This is a genomic window from Rhizobium mongolense subsp. loessense (assembly GCF_900099775.1).
GTDB lineage: Bacteria > Pseudomonadota > Alphaproteobacteria > Rhizobiales > Rhizobiaceae > Rhizobium > Rhizobium loessense.
On record NZ_FMTM01000006.1, the window covers coordinates 286,618 to 302,828 of the forward strand.

Sequence of the window (16,211 nt, forward strand, 5' to 3'; positions counted from 1 at the left end):
CAGCCGGGCCCTTTGGCGCGCTGGCGCCAAATCGGTGAGCGAACTTCCTCCGGAAATGAGGCGCTGTTTTGACTGAAATGCGGCACTTGGGAGATTGCACAGCATATGTTTAATGTGATGGTAGCTGCACTTGCAATTTGATGTGGCTCGGGCAAACTGTCGTTCTCCTGTCATAAGTGGAGGCTTGGGAGACTGATGACAGATCAGCCGGATTTGCGGCATGGCGACGCCCGTTCCGCCAGTAGTAGTTCCTCGGTCGTCGTCGATTTAAAAGAATACAAGCAAAGCAAGGACCCACCGCCGGTGACCTTTCACCGTCGCGAGCTGGATGCGATTCTGTGGATCTACGGAAGGATGGTTGGCGAAGGCGAGTGGAAAGATTACGCGATCGACCATCTGAAGGAGAAGGCGGTCTTCGCCGTGTTCAAACGTTCAGGCGAGATGCCGCTTTTCCGCATCGAGAAAGATCCGAGGCTCGCCGCCAAGCAGGGCGCTTATTGCGTGATCAATGCAAACGGCATGATCCTGAAGCGCGGCCATGACCTGCAGCAGGTGCTGAAGGTCTTCAACAAGGTGCTGAAACTCGTCGAGACCTGACGGCGTCAGCCCTCAAACAGCGTACCAGGATAGACCGACGGATTAGGATCGCTGTCTTTGCCATCGCCGAGCGGACGCTGCATGATCATAGTGTCCAGCCAGCGGCCGTGTTTGTAGCCGGTACCCTTCAGCAGGCCGGTCTCTTCGAAACCCAATGCGCGATGAAGCGCGATCGAAGCCGGATGAGCGCCGCCGACGATGGCTACCATCTGGCGGAAGCCGAGTTCGGTGCAGCGTGAAATCAGCGCTGTTAGCAGTGCCCGGCCAATGCCAAGGCCGCGCGCTGCAGGCGCGAGATAGATTGAATCCTCCACGATCCAGCGATAGGCGGGCCGGGTGCGGAAGGCGGAAGCATAAGCATAGCCGAGCAGCGCTCCATTCTCATCAACCGCCGCGATATAAGGATACCCAAGACTGGTATTCGCCGAGAAGCGGGAGGCCATTTCGGATTCCGAAGGCGGGATGATCTCGTAGCTCGCGACGCCGTTGAGGACTGATTCGCGATAGATTTCCGCGATTGCGGGAAGGTCGGAAGGAGTGGCGTCACGAAGAAAGAAAGGCATTGGATCGGCCGGTCATTGATGAATGCCTTTAGAAAACATTCCGTCGCTCGACGTGCAATAAAAAAGGCGGCCGGAGCCGCCTTTTCGGAGATGCTTTCACTTACCTGCGGTTGCCGAGGAACTGCAACAGGAACATGAAGAGGTTGATGAAGTCGAGATAGAGCGTCAGCGCGCCGATGATCGCCTTCCGGCCGGCGACGGCAACGTCATCGGCTTCGAAGTACATTTCCTTGATTCGCTGCGTATCGTAGGCGGTAAGGCCTGCGAAGATCAGGACGCCGATCACCGAGATCGCGAATTGCATCGCGGAAGAGGCCAGGAAAATGTTGACGAGCGAAGCGATGATCAGGCCGAAGAGGCCCATGATCAGGAACGAGCCCATTGCCGACAGGTCACGTTTTGTCGAGTAGCCGTAAAGCGACAGTGCGCCGAAGGAGGCTGCCGTGATGAAGAACGTCTGAACGACGCTCTCGCCCGTGTAGATCAGCAAAAGCGACGAGAGCGACAATCCGACCAGCGCGGCATAGACCCAGAAGGTCGTCTGCGCTGCGGAAACGCTCATGCGGCCGATCCGGAAGCTCAAGAAAAACACCAGAGCTAGCGGAGCGAAGATCACGACCCACTTCAGCGGGCTCACATAGATCGCCTGGCCGAAGGCGGTCAATTGACCATCGGCAAAAGCGAGCTGGAATGACAGAAATGCCGCTACACCCGTGATCGCCAGACCCAGCGCCATCAGGTTGTAGACCTTGAGCATATAGGAGCGCAGGCCCTGATCGATCATCTCGCCAGTTTGTGCGCGGCTTTGGTAGTTACGAAGGTCAGCCATAGTTTCCTCTTAAAAGCTCCGATGGGAATACGGTGTCGGGCTATACGACCCGGGCGCCGCTGCGGAGCTCCAGCATGCCTACCGGTAATATGAGCCTTTCGCCTTTTGCAAACAAGGCCCTTGCAACCCGCGATCGGGTTAAATCGCCGTAAGGTGAAGGGATTTTATCAGCCGCCAATTCATAGTTCGCGCAAAACGGGTGCTGCCTTCTGGCCGAGAATGCGCCAGGTGCCGATGAGCCCGATGCCGACTGTCAGGACCAGGGCGGTGACGAGCGTGAGGCCGGCGACATCCGGCAGGAAGGTCGAAGGCATCCGCATGATGCGGCTGACGATGAACCAGGCCGCAGCTCCGCCGGCGATCAATGCAAAGACCGCTGTTGCAACCCCCAGGATCAGATATTCGTAGCTGAAGGCGCGGATGAGCATCGCCCGCGTCGCGCCAAGCGTCTTCAGGACGACGGCGTCGTGCGTTCGGGCCCGGTTGCCGGCGGCAAGCGCGCCGGCAAGCACCAGAACGGAGGAGATGAGCGCAACGGAGGCGGCAGCGCGGATTGCGGTTGCGAGCTGCGCGACGAGCGTGTTGACAATATCGATTGCGTCCTTGACGCGCACGCTGGTGATCGTTGGGTACGTATTGGTCACGGATTTCAGGATAGCCGCTTCTATGGCCGGCGTCGCCGAGGGATCGGTAAGCGTTGCCAGCCATGCATGCGGAGCGCCGCGGAAGGTATTCGGCGAGAAGACCATGACGAAATTGATCGATAGCGATTCCCACTCGACTTTCCGCAGATTTGCGATCTTGGCCGTCAGGTTACGGCCGAGCACGTTTACGGTGACGGTATCGCCGATTTTGAGGCCGAGTTCCCTGGCTTCTTCCGAGGAGAAGGAGACAAGCGGTTCGCCGCTGTAGTCCTGCGGCCACCAGCTTCCCTCCGTCAGCGAGGCGTTTTCCGGTATCGTCTCGGAATAGGTGATGCCGCGGTCGCCGCGCAGCACCCATTGGCCGCCGGGCGGCACCTGGATCGTGGTCACGTCCTTGCCGTTCAGCGCCAGAATGCGGCCCCGCAGCATCGGCACTTCCACGAGCTTGCCTTCCGGCGCGTGCCGGCTGATCAGGTTGCGGAAGTTTTCGACCTCAGCGCTCTGAATGTCCACGAAGAAGAAATTCGGTGCGCCGTTTGCCATGCGGCCGGTCAATTGCCGGCGCAGGTTGCCGTCGATGAGCGTCAAGGTGACCAGCAGCGCGAGGCCGAGGCCGAGCGAGAGGACGACGGACGGCGTCAGTGCGCCAGGACGATGGATATTGCCGATTGCAAGCCTGAGCGCCGGTGAATTGACACGCGGGCTGCGCTTGGCAAGCCAGGCGATCAGTGCTGCCACGGCCCGCAAGATGACGAAGGCAAAGACAATCGCGCCGACGAAGATAACGGCGATGTATCGGTCATAGGCGGTAACGATCGCAAGACCGGCAAGCGCAGCCATGAAGAGCAGAGCAAGCAAGATATAAGGCAACGAGGGCAGGCGGCGTGCCTCGAAACCCTGTTCGCGGAAGAGCGCAGTTGCAGGCACTTCCCGGGCATGGCCGAGCGGCATGATAGCGAAGGCGAGCGTCGTCAGGATGCCGAAGAGCGCAGCCAGCAGCAGCGCGTCTGGATAGAGCGTCGGTTCGGTGGAAACCGGCAGGAATTGTGCCAGGAATTGCGCGGCAAGCATCGGCGACAAGGCGCCGATGACGAGGCCGAACAGGATGCCGGCCGATGCGATGATCGCAATCTGGAAGAGATAAACGAGGACGACGACGGCAGCAGGCGCCCCCAGGCATTTGAACGTCGCGATCGTCGTGCGCTTCGCATCCAGAAAGGCCCGCACGGCGTTGGCGACGCCGACACCGCCGACGATGAGCGCGGTGAGGCCGACGAGCGTGAGGAATTGGGAGAAGCGGGTGATATTTTCGGTGAGAGACGGGGCCGCCCGGTCACTCGTTCGGATCGACCAGCCCGCCGATGGGAACTCCCGGGTGGCGCGGTCGCGCACGCTCGCGCGCTCGGAGGGGGCATCGAGCTTTATCTTGTAGACATGCTCGACAAGGCTGCCGGTCTGGATCAGTCCGGAAGCAATCAGTGCCTGGCGGCTCACCACCAGCCGCGGCGCAAATCCGAAACCTTCTGAAAGCGCATCCGGCTCGGTCCTCACCTGACCTGTGATGCTGAGGGTGGCATTGCCGAGCAGTATCTCGTCGCCGACAGCAAGACCGAGCCGCTCCAGCAAGAGAGGTGCTGCAACGGCGCCGTAGGTTCCGTTCTGATCGGAAAGCAGAGCCGAAAGGGGGTAATCCGGTTCGGCCGCGAATTTGCCATAGAGCGGATAGGCATCGTCCACCGACTTGACCTCAACGAGCGCTTGATCCGACCCGTCCGGCTTTCGTGCCATGGATCGAAGACCAGTTGAGATGGAAACCTGGCCGAGGCCCCGCAGGAAATTCATCTCCGGCTGGGTTGCTTCACGGTTGTTCAGCTCGAAGCGGACGTCACCGGCGAGCAGTTCCTGGCCCTGGGAGGCGATCGAGTCGGTAATTGACTGCGAGATGGAGTTGACGGCGGCGATCGCGCCGGTGCCGAGTGCGATGCAGGCGAGGAAGATGTAAAAGCCCCTGAAACCGCCGCGGAGCTCGCGAAGGGCAAGGCTAAAGGCAAGCGCAGTGCGCGGGGCGACAAGCTTCATGCTATGGCCGCTTCGGAATGGCGCGCCGCGCTATCGCCTTCGATCTTGCCGGAGCGGACTTTGATCTGCCGCGAGCAGCGATTGGCAAGCGAGACGTCATGCGTGACGAGCAGTAGTGTCATGCCGCGTTCGGCCTGCTTGGAAAAAAGCAGATCGGCGATCTGGCGGCCGGTATCGGTGTCGAGATTGCCGGTCGGTTCGTCGGCGATGAGCAGGGCTGGTGTTGGCGCAAGCGCGCGCGCGATGGCGACACGTTGCTGTTCGCCGCCGGAAAGCTGGCCCGGGTAGTGGCTCAGCCGCTCGCCGAGCCCGACCGATTTCAACTCGCGACGGGCAATGTCGAAGGGGTTCGGCACGTTTGCGAGTTCAAGCGGGACTGCGACGTTTTCAAGTGCCGTCATATTGGCGATCAGATGGAACGACTGGAAGACGATGCCGATATTGCGGCCACGGAAATCGGCGACCTGATCTTCGCTGAGGGCGTGCAACGGCGTGTCGTTTATATTGATCTCGCCGCTATCGAGCCTCTCAAGGCCGGCGAGGACCATTAGCAGCGTGGACTTTCCCGAGCCGGACGGACCGACGATGCCCACCGACTCTCCGGCGGCGACCGAAAGGTCGATGCCCTTCAGGACATGAACGGAGGCTGCCGCGTTGCCAAGCGTCAAATCTGCCTGCTTGAGCTCGATGATGGTTTTTGCCAACAGAAAATCGCCCTATATGAATTGCAAAGACTTTGCCAATCTAGGGAAAGCAGCATGAGATTTAAAGTTGCCGCGCTTCACATCGCTGTCATTGCCGCTTCGTTGATTTTCGGGACGAGTGCCAATGCTGCGACGATCAACCTTGTCGGCTTCGGCGACAGCCTGATGGCAGGATACCAATTGCCGCCCGGCGACGGCTTTCCGGAAAAGCTGCAAGCGGCCTTGAAAGCCAAAGGCGTCGATGTTTCGATTGCCAATGCCGGCGTTTCCGGGGATACGACGACCGCTGGGCTGGCGCGAATCGACTGGTCGGTCCCCGATGGCACCAACGGCGTCATCTTGGAGCTTGGCGCCAACGACGCGTTGCGCGGTATTGCCCCGGAAGAGAGCGAAAAGAACTTGGACGCGATGATTGCCCGGCTAAAGGATCGCGGCATCGCCGTGCTGCTCGTGGGCATGATGGCGCCTCCGAACATGGGTGGTGATTATGCCGCGCGTTTCAATCCAATCTACCAAAAACTAGCGGAAAAACATCAGGTTCCCCTTTACCCTTTTTTCCTTGACGGTGTCGTGATGGACACCAGTCTGAAGCTGGACGATGGAATGCATCCGAACGCGAAGGGCATTGATGTCATGGTTCAGAAGATGGAACCGGCTGTCACGGAATTCATCGGGACGATTTCTACTGTGAAGAAATAAGGGCTTGCGCGGGTCTCGAATGCGTGATTCCGTGTGAGCACCTGCAAAAGATTCGGGGAGTGCTCGTCATGCCGAGACTGTTTACCGCCCTCGAAATTCCGCGCAATGCGGCGATGAGCCTTTCATTGCTGCGCGGTGGTCTTCCCGGTGCAAGATGGATCGATGTGGAGAATTACCACATCACACTGCGCTTCATCGGCGATGTCGATGGACGCACTGCTGACGAAATCGTTGAGCGCCTGGACCGGATCGATCGGCCCGAATTTCAGATACGCCTTGACGGCATCGGCTCGTTCGGCTCGAAGAAGCCGCATTCCGTCTGGGCAGGCGTTTCGCCCTCGCCGGAAATGTATGCACTACAGGCTGAAATCGAGCGCATTTGCCAGCGGATCGGCCTGCCGCCAGATCCCCGAAAATTTACCCCGCATGTGACGCTGGCGCGTATGAAGTCCTCGCGCGTCGATGACGTCGTCCATTACCTTTCCAGTCGAGGCAATTTCCAGACGTCATCCTTCACCGTTCCACGCTTCGTGCTGCTTTCTTCGCGCGAATCGGTCGGCGGCGGGCCCTATCTGACGGAAGAAGTGTTCCCGCTGAGCGAGGCCTGGTCGGCGCCGAGCTTGTCCACCAATGCGATGCAGCCGGCCAAAAGCCTCGTATAGATCAGTTCGAAGCCTTCCGGGCCACCAAAATAGGGGTCCGGAATATCTTCGCCAGTCTGAAGCGCGGCATCGCCGAAAAGCATTATGTTGCCAGCACCCGGCGCCATCGCGCGAAGCTCGGCAATATTGGCGCGGTCCATTGCGAGGACAAGATCGAATTCTTCGAAATCCTTAAGGCGGACACGGCGGGCACGTTGCCCTGTAATGTCAATGCCGTGGGCTCGTGCGATTGCGATCGAGCGTCTATCAGGCGGTTTGCCTTGATGCCAGCCGCCGGTACCTGCTGAGTCAATCTTGAACCGATCGGCAAGACCGCTCTGCCTTGCAATATGGACGAAAACGCCTTCGGCGAGCGGAGAGCGGCAGATATTGCCCATGCAAACAAAGAGAATGCTGACGCGTTTCATGAAGAGACCTGACTGAAGAGATGGAGCACGATGACATGAAACAGGAGAAACTGGAACGGAGCGCGATCGACAGCCAGCTTGCCGGATTGGCGGGTTGGTCCTTGGATGATGGTTGGGCATCGATCTCGAAAACATTCAAATTCGCAAGCTTCGTCGAAGCCTTCGGTTTCATGACCAAGGCGGCGCTTGTGGCAGAAAAGCTCAACCACCATCCGGAATGGTTCAATGTCTATTCCAGGGTCGAGGTGAAGCTGAACACCCATGATGCAGGCGGATTGACCGAACTCGACTTCAAGCTTGCCAAGGCGATGGACAAGGCCGCAGGGCAGATTGATTGAATCTGTTAAAGCCATCACCATATCTTCGCATGCACCAAAGGGAAAACGGGAATGGACGAGGTCAAATTCGGTGAAATCCTGCTGCCCGGGGACGAAGATACCCAGAGCCGGCGGGAGAAGGCTGTGCGGAAAAAGTTCTGGCCGACCTTCAAGCGGGCGGTGCGGCAGATTCCGTTTTCACGGGATCTTGTCGCAGGCTTTTATTGCGCGCTCGATCCGGAAACGCCGACGCGCGTACGCGGCATCCTGCTCGCGGCTCTTGCCTATTTCATCCTGCCTTTCGACATGGTCCCGGACATCTTTATGCTGATCGGTTTTTCGGACGATATTGCGGTACTCTCGGCGGCTTTCGCGATGGTCAACAGCCATATGAAAGCCAAGCACTACGAGGCGGCCGATCGCGCGCTTGCCGATCGGCCGGAAGGCATGAAAACGATCTAGACCGTTCTGGCTTCCAGCCCTTGTGCTCAGGCAATTCTTTGACGAATTTCCAACGTCTTAATGGCCCTGCAACGGAATTTTGGAAGGTCAAACTCTTGCCTGAATCTTTATGTCTTAAATCTCCTCGAAGGGATGGCATCACGCCATCAGGGCACAATATCGTCGCGGGGCGCAATCGCGTTATGCGTTAACACTCAGGCCGGAATGACACACGTGGAGACAATTCGCAGGCTCCGTTGACGCTTTGGTAACCTGAATTAAGTCAAAATAAAGCAGATCGTGACGAAGACGCCGCTCGCTCCGACAGGGCGCTGAATCGCAAGAACCGGCAGGAAATCCATGTTTGTAAAAAGTATCGTATCCGCTCTCGCACTCGTTCTCATCACGGCCGGAGCTGTAGGAGCACAGCAGACTGCTGCTGCACCGACGCGCATCCAGCAATTCCAGGCCTGGGGCGCCTATTCCTACAAGCAGGGCAACGGCAATGTTTGCTATGTGCTGTCCGTGCCGACCGAAAAGAAGCCGGCTGGCATTGACCACGGCGACAACTTCTTCATCGTCTCGCAGCGTCCTGGCCAGAACATCTCCTACGAGCCGCAGGCGATGATGGGCTACACGGTCAAGGACGGTTCGAAGATCGAAGTCGTCATCGACAACAAGACCTTTGTCATGTTCACCAAGGATAAAGCCGGCTGGGTCGAGAACGCGGCGCAGGAGCCCGCGCTTGTGGCGGCCATGAAGGGCGGCAAGTCGATGACGGTCAATGCGACGTCTCGGCGAGGCACTGCCACATCCTACAGCTACTCGCTCTCCGGTATCTCCGCTTCGCTGAAGCAGATCGAAACCTGCAAGTAAGCCACCTTGCTCTGTCTTGAAGTTCAAAGGCCGGCCTTGCGCCGGCCTTTGCCGTTTCCATCTATAGTGACGCGCGGCGAAAATGATGATAAAGCCGCGCGCAACTGCGGAAAGATCGCGGCATATGCTGCTGCTCCGTCATTCAATTTTCTGCCAACTGCCGATGCCGCCCGCAAAGTCAACATGCTTACCGGGATGAGCGCAGTTTGATTTCGGGATAAGAGACCATGTCCGTCATGGATGCCGTGACCATCACCAAGCCTGCCGGGCAGCCGCGCACAGAGCTTTCGCCGAAGCCCTCGCTGATAGGCTTGAGCCGCGAGGAAATGGGCAATGCTCTTCGCCAGAGGGGCGTTGCCGACAAACAGGTGAAGATGCGCGTCAGCCAGCTCTGGAACTGGATTTATGTGCGCGGCATCTCCGATTTCGATCAGATGGTGAATATCGCCAAGGACATGCGAGAGATGCTGAAACAGCATTTCACCATTGCGCGCCCGGAGATTGTCGAAGAGCAAGTTTCCAATGACGGCACCCGCAAGTGGTTGCTGCGCTTTCCGCCGCGCGGCGCCGGCCGTCCCGTCGAAGTTGAAACCGTCTACATCCCGGAAGAAGGTCGCGGCACGCTCTGCATCTCCAGCCAGGTCGGCTGTTCGCTCACCTGTTCCTTCTGTCACACCGGCACGCAGCGGCTGGTGCGCAACCTGACGGCGGAAGAAATCCTCTCGCAGCTCCTGCTTGCCCGCGACCGGCTTGGCGATTTTCCGGACCGCGATATTCCGCTCGGCGCCATGGTGCCGTCGGAAGGCCGCAAGGTGAGCAACATCGTCATGATGGGAATGGGCGAGCCGCTCTACAATTTCGATGCGGTCAAGCAGGCGCTGCTGATCGCCACGGATGGCGACGGGCTTTCGCTATCGAAGCGTCGCGTCACGCTTTCCACCTCCGGCGTCGTGCCTGAGATTTTCCGCACTGGAGAAGAGATCGGCGTCATGCTGGCGATCTCGCTGCATGCCGTGCGCGACGATCTGCGCGACATTCTCGTACCGATCAACAAGAAGTATCCGCTGAAGGAACTGATCGAGGCTTGCCGGGCCTATCCAGGGCTTTCGAATGCACGCCGCATCACCTTCGAATATGTGATGCTGAAGGATGTCAACGACAGCCTGGAAGATGCCAAGGGGCTGATCCAGCTCCTGAAAGGCGTGCCTGCCAAGATCAACCTGATCCCATTCAATCCCTGGCCGGGCACGAACTACCAGTGTTCTGACTGGGCGCAGATCGAGAAGTTTGCCGATTTCATCAATTCGGCAGGATATGCCTCGCCAATCCGTACGCCACGCGGCCGCGACATTCTCGCCGCTTGCGGCCAGCTGAAATCGGAATCCGAGCGCATGCGCAAGACCGAGCGCCTGGCATTCGAGGCGATGATGATCGCCAATCACGGCGTGGACGACTGATCAGCAAGTTTGATCCTTGCAGCAGTTCTTTGCGATTGATTGCCGCGCGGGGTTTTCCTAGAAGCCTCTCATTACCGATGGAGGACTCTCATGCGTTTGATCTCGCTCGCCGTCGCGGCGGTTCTTGCCCTTAATTTGCCTGCCAAGGCTGAGGGCGTCACCGTCGCTGTGACGGCCATCGTCGAGCACCCGGCGCTCGATGCCGTGCGCAAGGGCGTCCAGGATACGCTTGCCGCGGCAGGCTACAAGGAAGGTGAGAATCTCACGTTCCTCTTTGAATCCGCACAGGGAAATCCTGCCACCGCAGCGCAGATCGCCCGCCAGTTCGCAGGCGAGGATCCGAACGTCATCGTGCCGATCTCAACGCCGTCAGCGCAGGCTGTGGTTTCTGCGACCCGCGACATTCCAGTGGTTTTCACTGCCGTCTCCGATCCGCTCGGCGCCCAGCTCGTCAAGGATATGGACAAGCCCGGCGGCAACGTCACCGGCCTTTCCGATATGTCGCGGGTTGCCGAACATGTTGCGCTGATCAAGGAGATCCTGCCTGCCGCCAAGACGATCGGTTACCTTTACAATTCCGGGGAAGCCAATTCCGTGTCGTTGCTTGCGGTCCTGAAGGCTGAGGCGGAGAAGGCCGGTATGAGCGTTGTTGAGTCGGCGGCGACGAAGTCTGCGGAAGTCCAGGGTGCTGCGCGTGCGCTGATCGGCCGTGCCGATGCGATCTACGTCCCGACCGACAACACGATCATCTCGGCGCTGGAGGGTGCAGTAGCCGTTGCCGAAGAAAGCAAGCTGCCGCTCTTTACGGCGGATACGGATTCCGTCTCACGCGGCTCGATCGCAGCGCTCGGTTTCAACTATTACGACGTTGGAAAGCAGACCGGCGATGTCGTGGTGCGTGTCCTGAAGGGCGAAAATCCGGGTGATATTCCGGTCAAGGTTGCCGCCGGCAGCGATCTCATCATCAACAATGCCGCGGCTCAGAAAATGGGCGTTAAGCTACCGGAAAGCGTTCTCAAACGCGCCAATCGCGTCATCGAATAACCACCAGCTTTCGCCATTATCGATATTGCATCGATATTGCGCTCAGCCGCGCCTGTTTCTAAACGGGAGCGGCTGATGATATTCATGCCTTTGACGGGCAAAATGAAGAAAAGAGAGTCGACCGCTTTGAGTCAGATCGCATTTTGGGGTGCCGTGGAGCTTGGGCTTGTCTACGCCTTCGTTGCTCTTGGCGTTTATCTCGCCTTCCGCGTCCTCGATTTTCCCGATTTGACGGTGGACGGCTCCTTTCCCCTCGGCGCGGCGGTAACAGCGGTTCTGATCATTGCCGGCGTCAATCCTTGGCTGGCAGCGCTGGTTGCGATGATCGCCGGTGCTGCGGCGGGCGTAGTGACGGCGCTCCTCAATGTGCGCTTTCGCATTCTCAACCTGCTTGCCTCGATCCTCACCATGATTGCGCTCTTCTCCGTCAATCTCCGCGTCATGGGCAAACCCAATGTCGCGTTGATCAATGCCGATACGATGATCAGTCCGTTCTTCGGTCATGGCCTTCGCGACTTCTACGTCCGGCCGCTCTTTGTCGGCGTTCTCGTCGTCATCGCGTTGATCGTGGTCTGGCGATTCCTCGAAAGCGATGCCGGGCTTGCGATGCGGGCAACGGGTGCCAATGCGCGGATGGCGCGGGCGCAAGGCGTCGACACCAGTAGGCAGATCTACCTTGGCATGGCGATGTCGAATGCCCTTGTCGCGCTCGGCGGCGCGCTCTTTGCGCAGACGAACGGTTTTGCCGATGTGACGTCCGGTGTCGGTACCATCGTGGTCGGCCTTGCCGCCGTGATCATTGGTGAAACGCTGCTGGGCCGCCGCGGGCTGTTGATTGCGCTCATCGGTTGTGTCTTCGGCTCGATCATCTACCGCATAGCCATTCAATTGGCGCTTTCCACCGACATGATCGGTCTCCAAGCCTCGGACCTCAATTTCGTAACGGCGGTTCTCGTGACCATTGCTCTCATTCTTCCCCGTCTTCGCCGCGGAGGAGCCCCATCATGATCAGCGTCAAGGATATCAAGGTCGTTTTCGGGAAGGGAACACCACTGGAGAAGCGGGCGCTAAACGGCGTCAGCCTGACCATCGAGCAGGGCTCCTTCGTGACCGTCATCGGCTCCAACGGCGCGGGCAAATCGACGCTGCTCGGCGTTCTCGCCGGCGACGTTCTGGCAAGCGAGGGGAAGGTGCTGATCGGCGATATCGACGTGACGCGCAAGCAGACCGCCGCGCGGGCGGGGCTCGTCGCACGCGTCTTTCAGGATCCGCTGACGGGAAGCTGCGGCTCCCTCTCGATTGAGGAGAATCTTGCTCTTGCCGCTCGGCGCGGCGAGCGACGCGGATTGGTGGCGGCCCTCGGCCCCAAGCGCCGCGATCATTTCCGCGACCGGATCAGCGAACTGAACCTCGGCCTCGAAAATCGTATGGCTGATCGCATGGATCTGCTTTCCGGAGGCCAGCGGCAGGCGGTTTCCCTGGTCATGGCGACGCTGGCAGGCTCGGAGGTCTTGCTGCTCGATGAACATACGGCCGCACTTGATCCAGGCATGGCGGAATTCGTCATGGGCCTCACGGACAAGATCGTCTCAGAGCGCAAGCTGACCACGCTGATGGTGACCCATTCCATGCGCCAGGCGCTGGACTACGGACACCGCACGGTCATGCTGCATGGCGGCGAAATCGTGCTGGACGTCAGCGGCGATAGTCGCAAGGATCTGCAAGTTGAAGACCTGATCGCGATGTTCCGCAAGATGCGCGGACAGACACTGGACGACGATGCACTGCTGATCGGCTGAGGCCGGCGCGATCAGCGTGCCTGGGTAAGAAATATCTTTACAGCGAAGATCGAAAAGACCCCCGCGAAAGTGTAGTCCATTCCGCGCAGGATCTTCCTGTTCTTCTGCAGCCAGCCCGCAAGCCAGTCGGAGGCGAGAACCACAAGAGCGTTCACCGGCATGCCGATGAGGATGAAGAAAAAGCCGAGGAAGAGCAGCTTGTGCGTGACCGCCGGATCGCCGGCGCTTACGAATTGCGGCAGGAAGGTCATGAAGAAAATGATGACTTTGGGGTTCAGAAGATTGACCCAAAAGCCGACGGAAATATTGGAAAGCGGCGTTCCCTTGGCTTCGCTGACCTGCTCGACGGAAAGCTTCGAACCGAAACGGATCGCTTGAAGAGCAAGCCAAAGAAGATAGGCAGCACCTCCGGTTTTGAGGATCAGGAAGGCGGTCGGCGAGGCGGTGATCAGCGCCGAGATGCCGAAAGCAACCAGCATCGTATGAACCACGATGCCGAGGCTGGTGCCCAAGACGACGTAGAGTGCCGGCTTCTTGCCCTGAGACAGAGCGCGGCTGATCGAAAGCGTCATGTCCGGTCCGGGCGTGGCCGCAAGAAGCAGGCTGGCCGCGGCGAAGGCGAGAAGGGTCGGAATGCTCGGCAGGAAATCCATGGCACTCTCTGAAAGCAGATAACGTTAGTGTTTACTTATCCAAGTTTCAGAAAATTACCAATCAATCCTAATGATCCGCCTATCGCTTTTCTTCAAGGAAGGCCTTGAACCTGTCGGCATAATCCTTGTGCCAGCGCGAAAGCGGCGGCCGGTTTTCGATGATGTCGCCGATCGCCCAGGCCATGCGGCGCTCGTCAAGGGGGCGGGCGACGTCGTTGTCCGGGCACAGGATATAGAAGTCGCCGCGCTCCAGGCTTTCGATCATGAAATCGACGGTCTGTTCCGGTGTCCAGGCGCCCGCGGGTTTTTCGGTGCGGTCGCCCTTTGTGAGGCCGGTGAAGACAAAGCCCGGGATCAGAAGATGGGCAGATATCTTCGAGCCTTCGGTATTGCGGAGTTCATGCTCGAGCGCTTCGGTGAAAACCTTCACGCCTGCTTTCGACACATTGTAGGCAGGATTGCCCGGAGGCGTCGTGATGCCCTGCTTGGAGCCGGTGTTGATGATGAGCCCAGGCTCGCCATGTGCCAGCATGTTCGCTCCGAAGACCCGCGTGCCGTTGATGACACCGAGGAGATTGACGCCGAGGATGCTGTCCCAGTCTGCCTGAGCGCTGAAGATCGAGGTTTCCGGACCGATACCGGCGTTGTTCATCAGCAGATGGACGCGCCCGAAGCGTTGAACGACAGCTCGTTCGAACGCTTCCAGCGAAGACTTGTCGGATACATCCGTCTCGACTGCCATCACGCGCTCCTGGCCGGCTATGGCTTCGAGTTCGCCACGAGCCGTTGCCAGCCGGTCGCCGCCGAGATCGGCGATGACGACACTCATGCCCGCCTTGGCGAAGCGCTTTGCCGCCGCAAGGCCGATGCCGGATGCGCCGCCGGTGATCACCGCAACATTGGGCTTCTTGAGAATCTCCTGAATATTCGTCACGGGACCGGCCTCCTCAATCATTATTCGGACGCAGCCAGATATGGGTGCGCGTTTCGCGCTGTCAAACATCAAGCGTGCTCTGCTCGGAAATCCTTGCCCTTGCGTCACGCGACAATCTCGCTAAAAGTGCCCGCGACACCGGGCTTTGCCGCCCATATGCAACGGACCTCATCATCATGGCATCTAAGAAAGACGTGAAAAAAGTCGTGCTCGCCTATTCCGGCGGTCTCGATACCTCAATCATCCTGAAGTGGCTGCAGACCGAACTCGGCGCCGAAGTCGTGACTTTCACGGCCGACCTTGGGCAGGGTGAAGAGCTCGAACCGGCGCGCAAAAAGGCCGAGATGCTCGGCATCAAGGAAATCTACGTCGAGGACGTGCGCGAAGAGTTCGTAAAGGACTTCGTCTTCCCGATGTTCCGCGCCAATGCTGTCTATGAGGGCGTCTATCTGCTCGGCACGTCGATCGCCCGTCCGCTGATTTCCAAGCACCTGATCGATATCGCTCGCAAGACGGGAGCCGACGCGATCGCCCATGGCGCGACCGGCAAGGGCAACGACCAGGTCCGCTTCGAGCTTTCCGCCTACGCGCTGAACCCGGATATCAAGATCATCGCGCCATGGCGCGACTGGGCGTTCAAGAGCCGCACCGAGCTGCTGGCATTTGCTGAACAGCACCAGATCCCGGTTGCCAAGGACAAGAAGGGCGAAGCGCCGTTCTCCGTCGATGCCAACCTTTTGCACTCGTCCTCCGAGGGCAAGGTTCTGGAGGATCCGGCGCAGGAAGCCCCGGAATACGTGCATATGCGCACGATCTCTCCGGAAACCGCGCCCGACAAGGCAACCCTCATCAAGGTCGGTTTCGAGAAGGGCGACGCGGTTTCAATCAACGGCGTTCGCATGAGCCCGGCGACGCTGCTCGCCACGCTCAACAGTTATGGCCGCGACAACGGCATCGGCCGTCTGGACCTCGTCGAAAACCGTTTCGTCGGCATGAAGTCGCGCGGTGTCTATGAGACGCCAGGCGGCACGATCCTCCTTTCGGCGCATCGCGCCATCGAATCGATCACGCTCGACCGCGGTGCGGCACACCTCAAGGATGAGATGATGCCGCGTTACGCAGAGCTCATCTACTATGGCTTCTGGTTCTCGCCGGAGCGGGAAATGCTGCAGGCGCTGATCGACAAGAGCCAGGAGCATGTCGAAGGCGAAGTGACCCTGAAGCTCTACAAGGGCAATGTCATGGTCATCGGTCGCGAGAGCCCGAAGTCGCTTTATTCCGACAAGCTGGTCACCTTCGAAGACGACCAGGGTGCCTACGACCAGAAGGACGCGGCGGGCTTCATCAAGCTGAACGCACTGCGCCTGCGCACACTCGCAAAGCGCAACCTCAAGAGTTGAGCGTGTCACAATAGGATTGGGAAGGGGCCCGCCGGCAACGCCCGTGCGGGCCTCTTCTTTATGGGTTGTTGCGACGCTTGACGGATTGCCGGGTTAGCATAGTCTG

The 16,211-nt window shown here is 59.1% G+C and carries 18 protein-coding genes; 11 read left to right on the top strand and 7 right to left on the bottom strand.

Annotated elements, in window-relative coordinates; translation table 11 throughout:
• Positions 1-195 precede the first annotated feature (195 nt).
• Positions 196-597, top strand: coding sequence for a DUF2794 domain-containing protein (locus tag BLP23_RS20680; RefSeq protein WP_074069950.1), 402 nt, complete (start codon positions 196-198; stop codon positions 595-597).
• Between the two features lie 5 nt (positions 598-602).
• Here the strand turns inward: BLP23_RS20680 and BLP23_RS20685 are convergent, their stop codons facing one another.
• The 4 genes from BLP23_RS20685 to BLP23_RS20700 all read right to left on the bottom strand — a co-directional run bounded on the left by BLP23_RS20685 (position 603) and on the right by BLP23_RS20700 (position 5,416).
• The gene (locus BLP23_RS20685) at positions 603-1,160 is read right to left on the bottom strand and encodes a GNAT family N-acetyltransferase (RefSeq protein WP_092586698.1); all 558 of its coding nucleotides are present in this window, start codon (positions 1,158-1,160) and stop codon (positions 603-605) included.
• A 100-nt stretch (positions 1,161-1,260) separates the two neighbouring features.
• Entirely contained in the window at positions 1,261-1,989 is a 729-nt protein-coding gene (locus tag BLP23_RS20690) for a Bax inhibitor-1/YccA family protein (protein WP_022717367.1), read from the bottom strand.
• 179 nt (positions 1,990-2,168) lie between these two features.
• A complete protein-coding gene (locus BLP23_RS20695) occupies positions 2,169-4,712 on the bottom strand; it encodes an ABC transporter permease (RefSeq protein WP_092586699.1) in 2,544 nt (847 codons plus the stop codon).
• Positions 4,709-5,416, bottom strand: coding sequence for an ABC transporter ATP-binding protein (locus BLP23_RS20700; RefSeq protein WP_092586700.1), 708 nt, complete (start codon positions 5,414-5,416; stop codon positions 4,709-4,711). The genes BLP23_RS20695 and BLP23_RS20700 overlap by 4 nt, the downstream gene beginning before the upstream one ends.
• Before the next feature lie 54 nt (positions 5,417-5,470).
• On the opposite strand from BLP23_RS20700, the gene BLP23_RS20705 reads away from it, so the two are divergent.
• Together BLP23_RS20705 and thpR are read left to right on the top strand one after the other, a co-directional pair.
• A complete protein-coding gene (locus BLP23_RS20705) occupies positions 5,471-6,115 on the top strand; it encodes an arylesterase (protein ID WP_092586701.1) in 645 nt (214 codons plus the stop codon).
• Positions 6,116-6,183: 68 nt separating this feature from the next.
• On the top strand, positions 6,184-6,777 hold the full coding sequence (thpR, locus tag BLP23_RS20710; protein WP_092586702.1) for an RNA 2',3'-cyclic phosphodiesterase: 594 nt from the start codon (positions 6,184-6,186) through the stop codon (positions 6,775-6,777).
• On the opposite strand, the gene BLP23_RS20715 is transcribed toward thpR, so the two are convergent.
• Positions 6,684-7,184 (bottom strand): low molecular weight protein-tyrosine-phosphatase, encoded by a 501-nt coding sequence (locus BLP23_RS20715; RefSeq protein WP_092586703.1) that lies wholly within the window; start codon positions 7,182-7,184, stop codon positions 6,684-6,686. The genes thpR and BLP23_RS20715 overlap by 94 nt on opposite strands.
• Before the next feature lie 35 nt (positions 7,185-7,219).
• Here BLP23_RS20715 and BLP23_RS20720 point away from each other — a divergent pair, with 35 nt between their 5' ends.
• The 7 genes from BLP23_RS20720 to BLP23_RS20750 all read left to right on the top strand — a co-directional run bounded on the left by BLP23_RS20720 (position 7,220) and on the right by BLP23_RS20750 (position 13,118).
• The gene (locus tag BLP23_RS20720) at positions 7,220-7,522 is read left to right on the top strand and encodes a 4a-hydroxytetrahydrobiopterin dehydratase (protein WP_092586775.1); all 303 of its coding nucleotides are present in this window, start codon (positions 7,220-7,222) and stop codon (positions 7,520-7,522) included.
• Between the two features lie 51 nt (positions 7,523-7,573).
• Positions 7,574-7,963 carry a YkvA family protein gene (locus tag BLP23_RS20725; protein WP_022717374.1) on the top strand — a complete coding sequence of 130 codons (390 nt, stop codon included), beginning with the start codon at positions 7,574-7,576 and terminating at the stop codon, positions 7,961-7,963.
• Between the two features lie 339 nt (positions 7,964-8,302).
• The gene (locus tag BLP23_RS20730) at positions 8,303-8,818 is read left to right on the top strand and encodes an invasion associated locus B family protein (protein ID WP_092586704.1); all 516 of its coding nucleotides are present in this window, start codon (positions 8,303-8,305) and stop codon (positions 8,816-8,818) included.
• A 227-nt stretch (positions 8,819-9,045) separates the two neighbouring features.
• The gene (rlmN, locus tag BLP23_RS20735) at positions 9,046-10,275 is read left to right on the top strand and encodes a dual-specificity RNA methyltransferase RlmN (protein ID WP_092586705.1); all 1,230 of its coding nucleotides are present in this window, start codon (positions 9,046-9,048) and stop codon (positions 10,273-10,275) included.
• Positions 10,276-10,365: 90 nt separating this feature from the next.
• Positions 10,366-11,319 carry an ABC transporter substrate-binding protein gene (locus tag BLP23_RS20740; RefSeq protein WP_092586706.1) on the top strand — a complete coding sequence of 318 codons (954 nt, stop codon included), beginning with the start codon at positions 10,366-10,368 and terminating at the stop codon, positions 11,317-11,319.
• Positions 11,320-11,445: 126 nt separating this feature from the next.
• Entirely contained in the window at positions 11,446-12,327 is an 882-nt protein-coding gene (locus BLP23_RS20745) for an ABC transporter permease (RefSeq protein ID WP_092586776.1), read from the top strand.
• A complete protein-coding gene (locus BLP23_RS20750) occupies positions 12,324-13,118 on the top strand; it encodes an ABC transporter ATP-binding protein (RefSeq protein WP_092586707.1) in 795 nt (264 codons plus the stop codon). Before BLP23_RS20745 ends, BLP23_RS20750 begins: the two co-directional genes overlap by 4 nt.
• An 11-nt stretch (positions 13,119-13,129) precedes the next feature.
• Here BLP23_RS20750 and BLP23_RS20755 read toward each other — a convergent pair whose 3' ends face one another.
• The gene (locus BLP23_RS20755) at positions 13,130-13,771 is read right to left on the bottom strand and encodes a LysE family translocator (protein WP_022717380.1); all 642 of its coding nucleotides are present in this window, start codon (positions 13,769-13,771) and stop codon (positions 13,130-13,132) included.
• Between the two features lie 79 nt (positions 13,772-13,850).
• Positions 13,851-14,705, bottom strand: coding sequence for an SDR family NAD(P)-dependent oxidoreductase (locus BLP23_RS20760; RefSeq protein WP_092586777.1), 855 nt, complete (start codon positions 14,703-14,705; stop codon positions 13,851-13,853).
• Positions 14,706-14,881: 176 nt separating this feature from the next.
• Between BLP23_RS20760 and BLP23_RS20765 the strand changes: the two genes are divergently transcribed.
• The gene (locus BLP23_RS20765; protein ID WP_092586778.1) at positions 14,882-16,105 is read left to right on the top strand and encodes an argininosuccinate synthase; all 1,224 of its coding nucleotides are present in this window, start codon (positions 14,882-14,884) and stop codon (positions 16,103-16,105) included.
• The last annotated feature ends 106 nt before the right edge of the window (positions 16,106-16,211 follow it).

Excerpts from the sequence above, each read along its gene's own strand:
- BLP23_RS20680 (WP_074069950.1), top strand. The coding sequence starts at position 196 with ATGACAGATCAGCCGGATTTGCGGCATGGCGACGCCCGTTCCGCCAGT.
- BLP23_RS20685 (WP_092586698.1), bottom strand. The coding sequence starts at position 1,160 with ATGCCTTTCTTTCTTCGTGACGCCACTCCTTCCGACCTTCCCGCAATC.
- BLP23_RS20690 (WP_022717367.1), bottom strand. The coding sequence starts at position 1,989 with ATGGCTGACCTTCGTAACTACCAAAGCCGCGCACAAACTGGCGAGATG.
- BLP23_RS20695 (WP_092586699.1), bottom strand. The coding sequence starts at position 4,712 with ATGAAGCTTGTCGCCCCGCGCACTGCGCTTGCCTTTAGCCTTGCCCTT.
- BLP23_RS20705 (WP_092586701.1), top strand. The coding sequence starts at position 5,471 with ATGAGATTTAAAGTTGCCGCGCTTCACATCGCTGTCATTGCCGCTTCG.
- thpR (WP_092586702.1), top strand. The coding sequence starts at position 6,184 with ATGCCGAGACTGTTTACCGCCCTCGAAATTCCGCGCAATGCGGCGATG.
- BLP23_RS20715 (WP_092586703.1), bottom strand. The coding sequence starts at position 7,184 with ATGAAACGCGTCAGCATTCTCTTTGTTTGCATGGGCAATATCTGCCGC.
- BLP23_RS20720 (WP_092586775.1), top strand. The coding sequence starts at position 7,220 with ATGAAACAGGAGAAACTGGAACGGAGCGCGATCGACAGCCAGCTTGCC.
- BLP23_RS20725 (WP_022717374.1), top strand. The coding sequence starts at position 7,574 with ATGGACGAGGTCAAATTCGGTGAAATCCTGCTGCCCGGGGACGAAGAT.
- BLP23_RS20730 (WP_092586704.1), top strand. The coding sequence starts at position 8,303 with ATGTTTGTAAAAAGTATCGTATCCGCTCTCGCACTCGTTCTCATCACG.
- rlmN (WP_092586705.1), top strand. The coding sequence starts at position 9,046 with ATGTCCGTCATGGATGCCGTGACCATCACCAAGCCTGCCGGGCAGCCG.
- BLP23_RS20740 (WP_092586706.1), top strand. The coding sequence starts at position 10,366 with ATGCGTTTGATCTCGCTCGCCGTCGCGGCGGTTCTTGCCCTTAATTTG.
- BLP23_RS20750 (WP_092586707.1), top strand. The coding sequence starts at position 12,324 with ATGATCAGCGTCAAGGATATCAAGGTCGTTTTCGGGAAGGGAACACCA.
- BLP23_RS20755 (WP_022717380.1), bottom strand. The coding sequence starts at position 13,771 with ATGGATTTCCTGCCGAGCATTCCGACCCTTCTCGCCTTCGCCGCGGCC.
- BLP23_RS20765 (WP_092586778.1), top strand. The coding sequence starts at position 14,882 with ATGGCATCTAAGAAAGACGTGAAAAAAGTCGTGCTCGCCTATTCCGGC.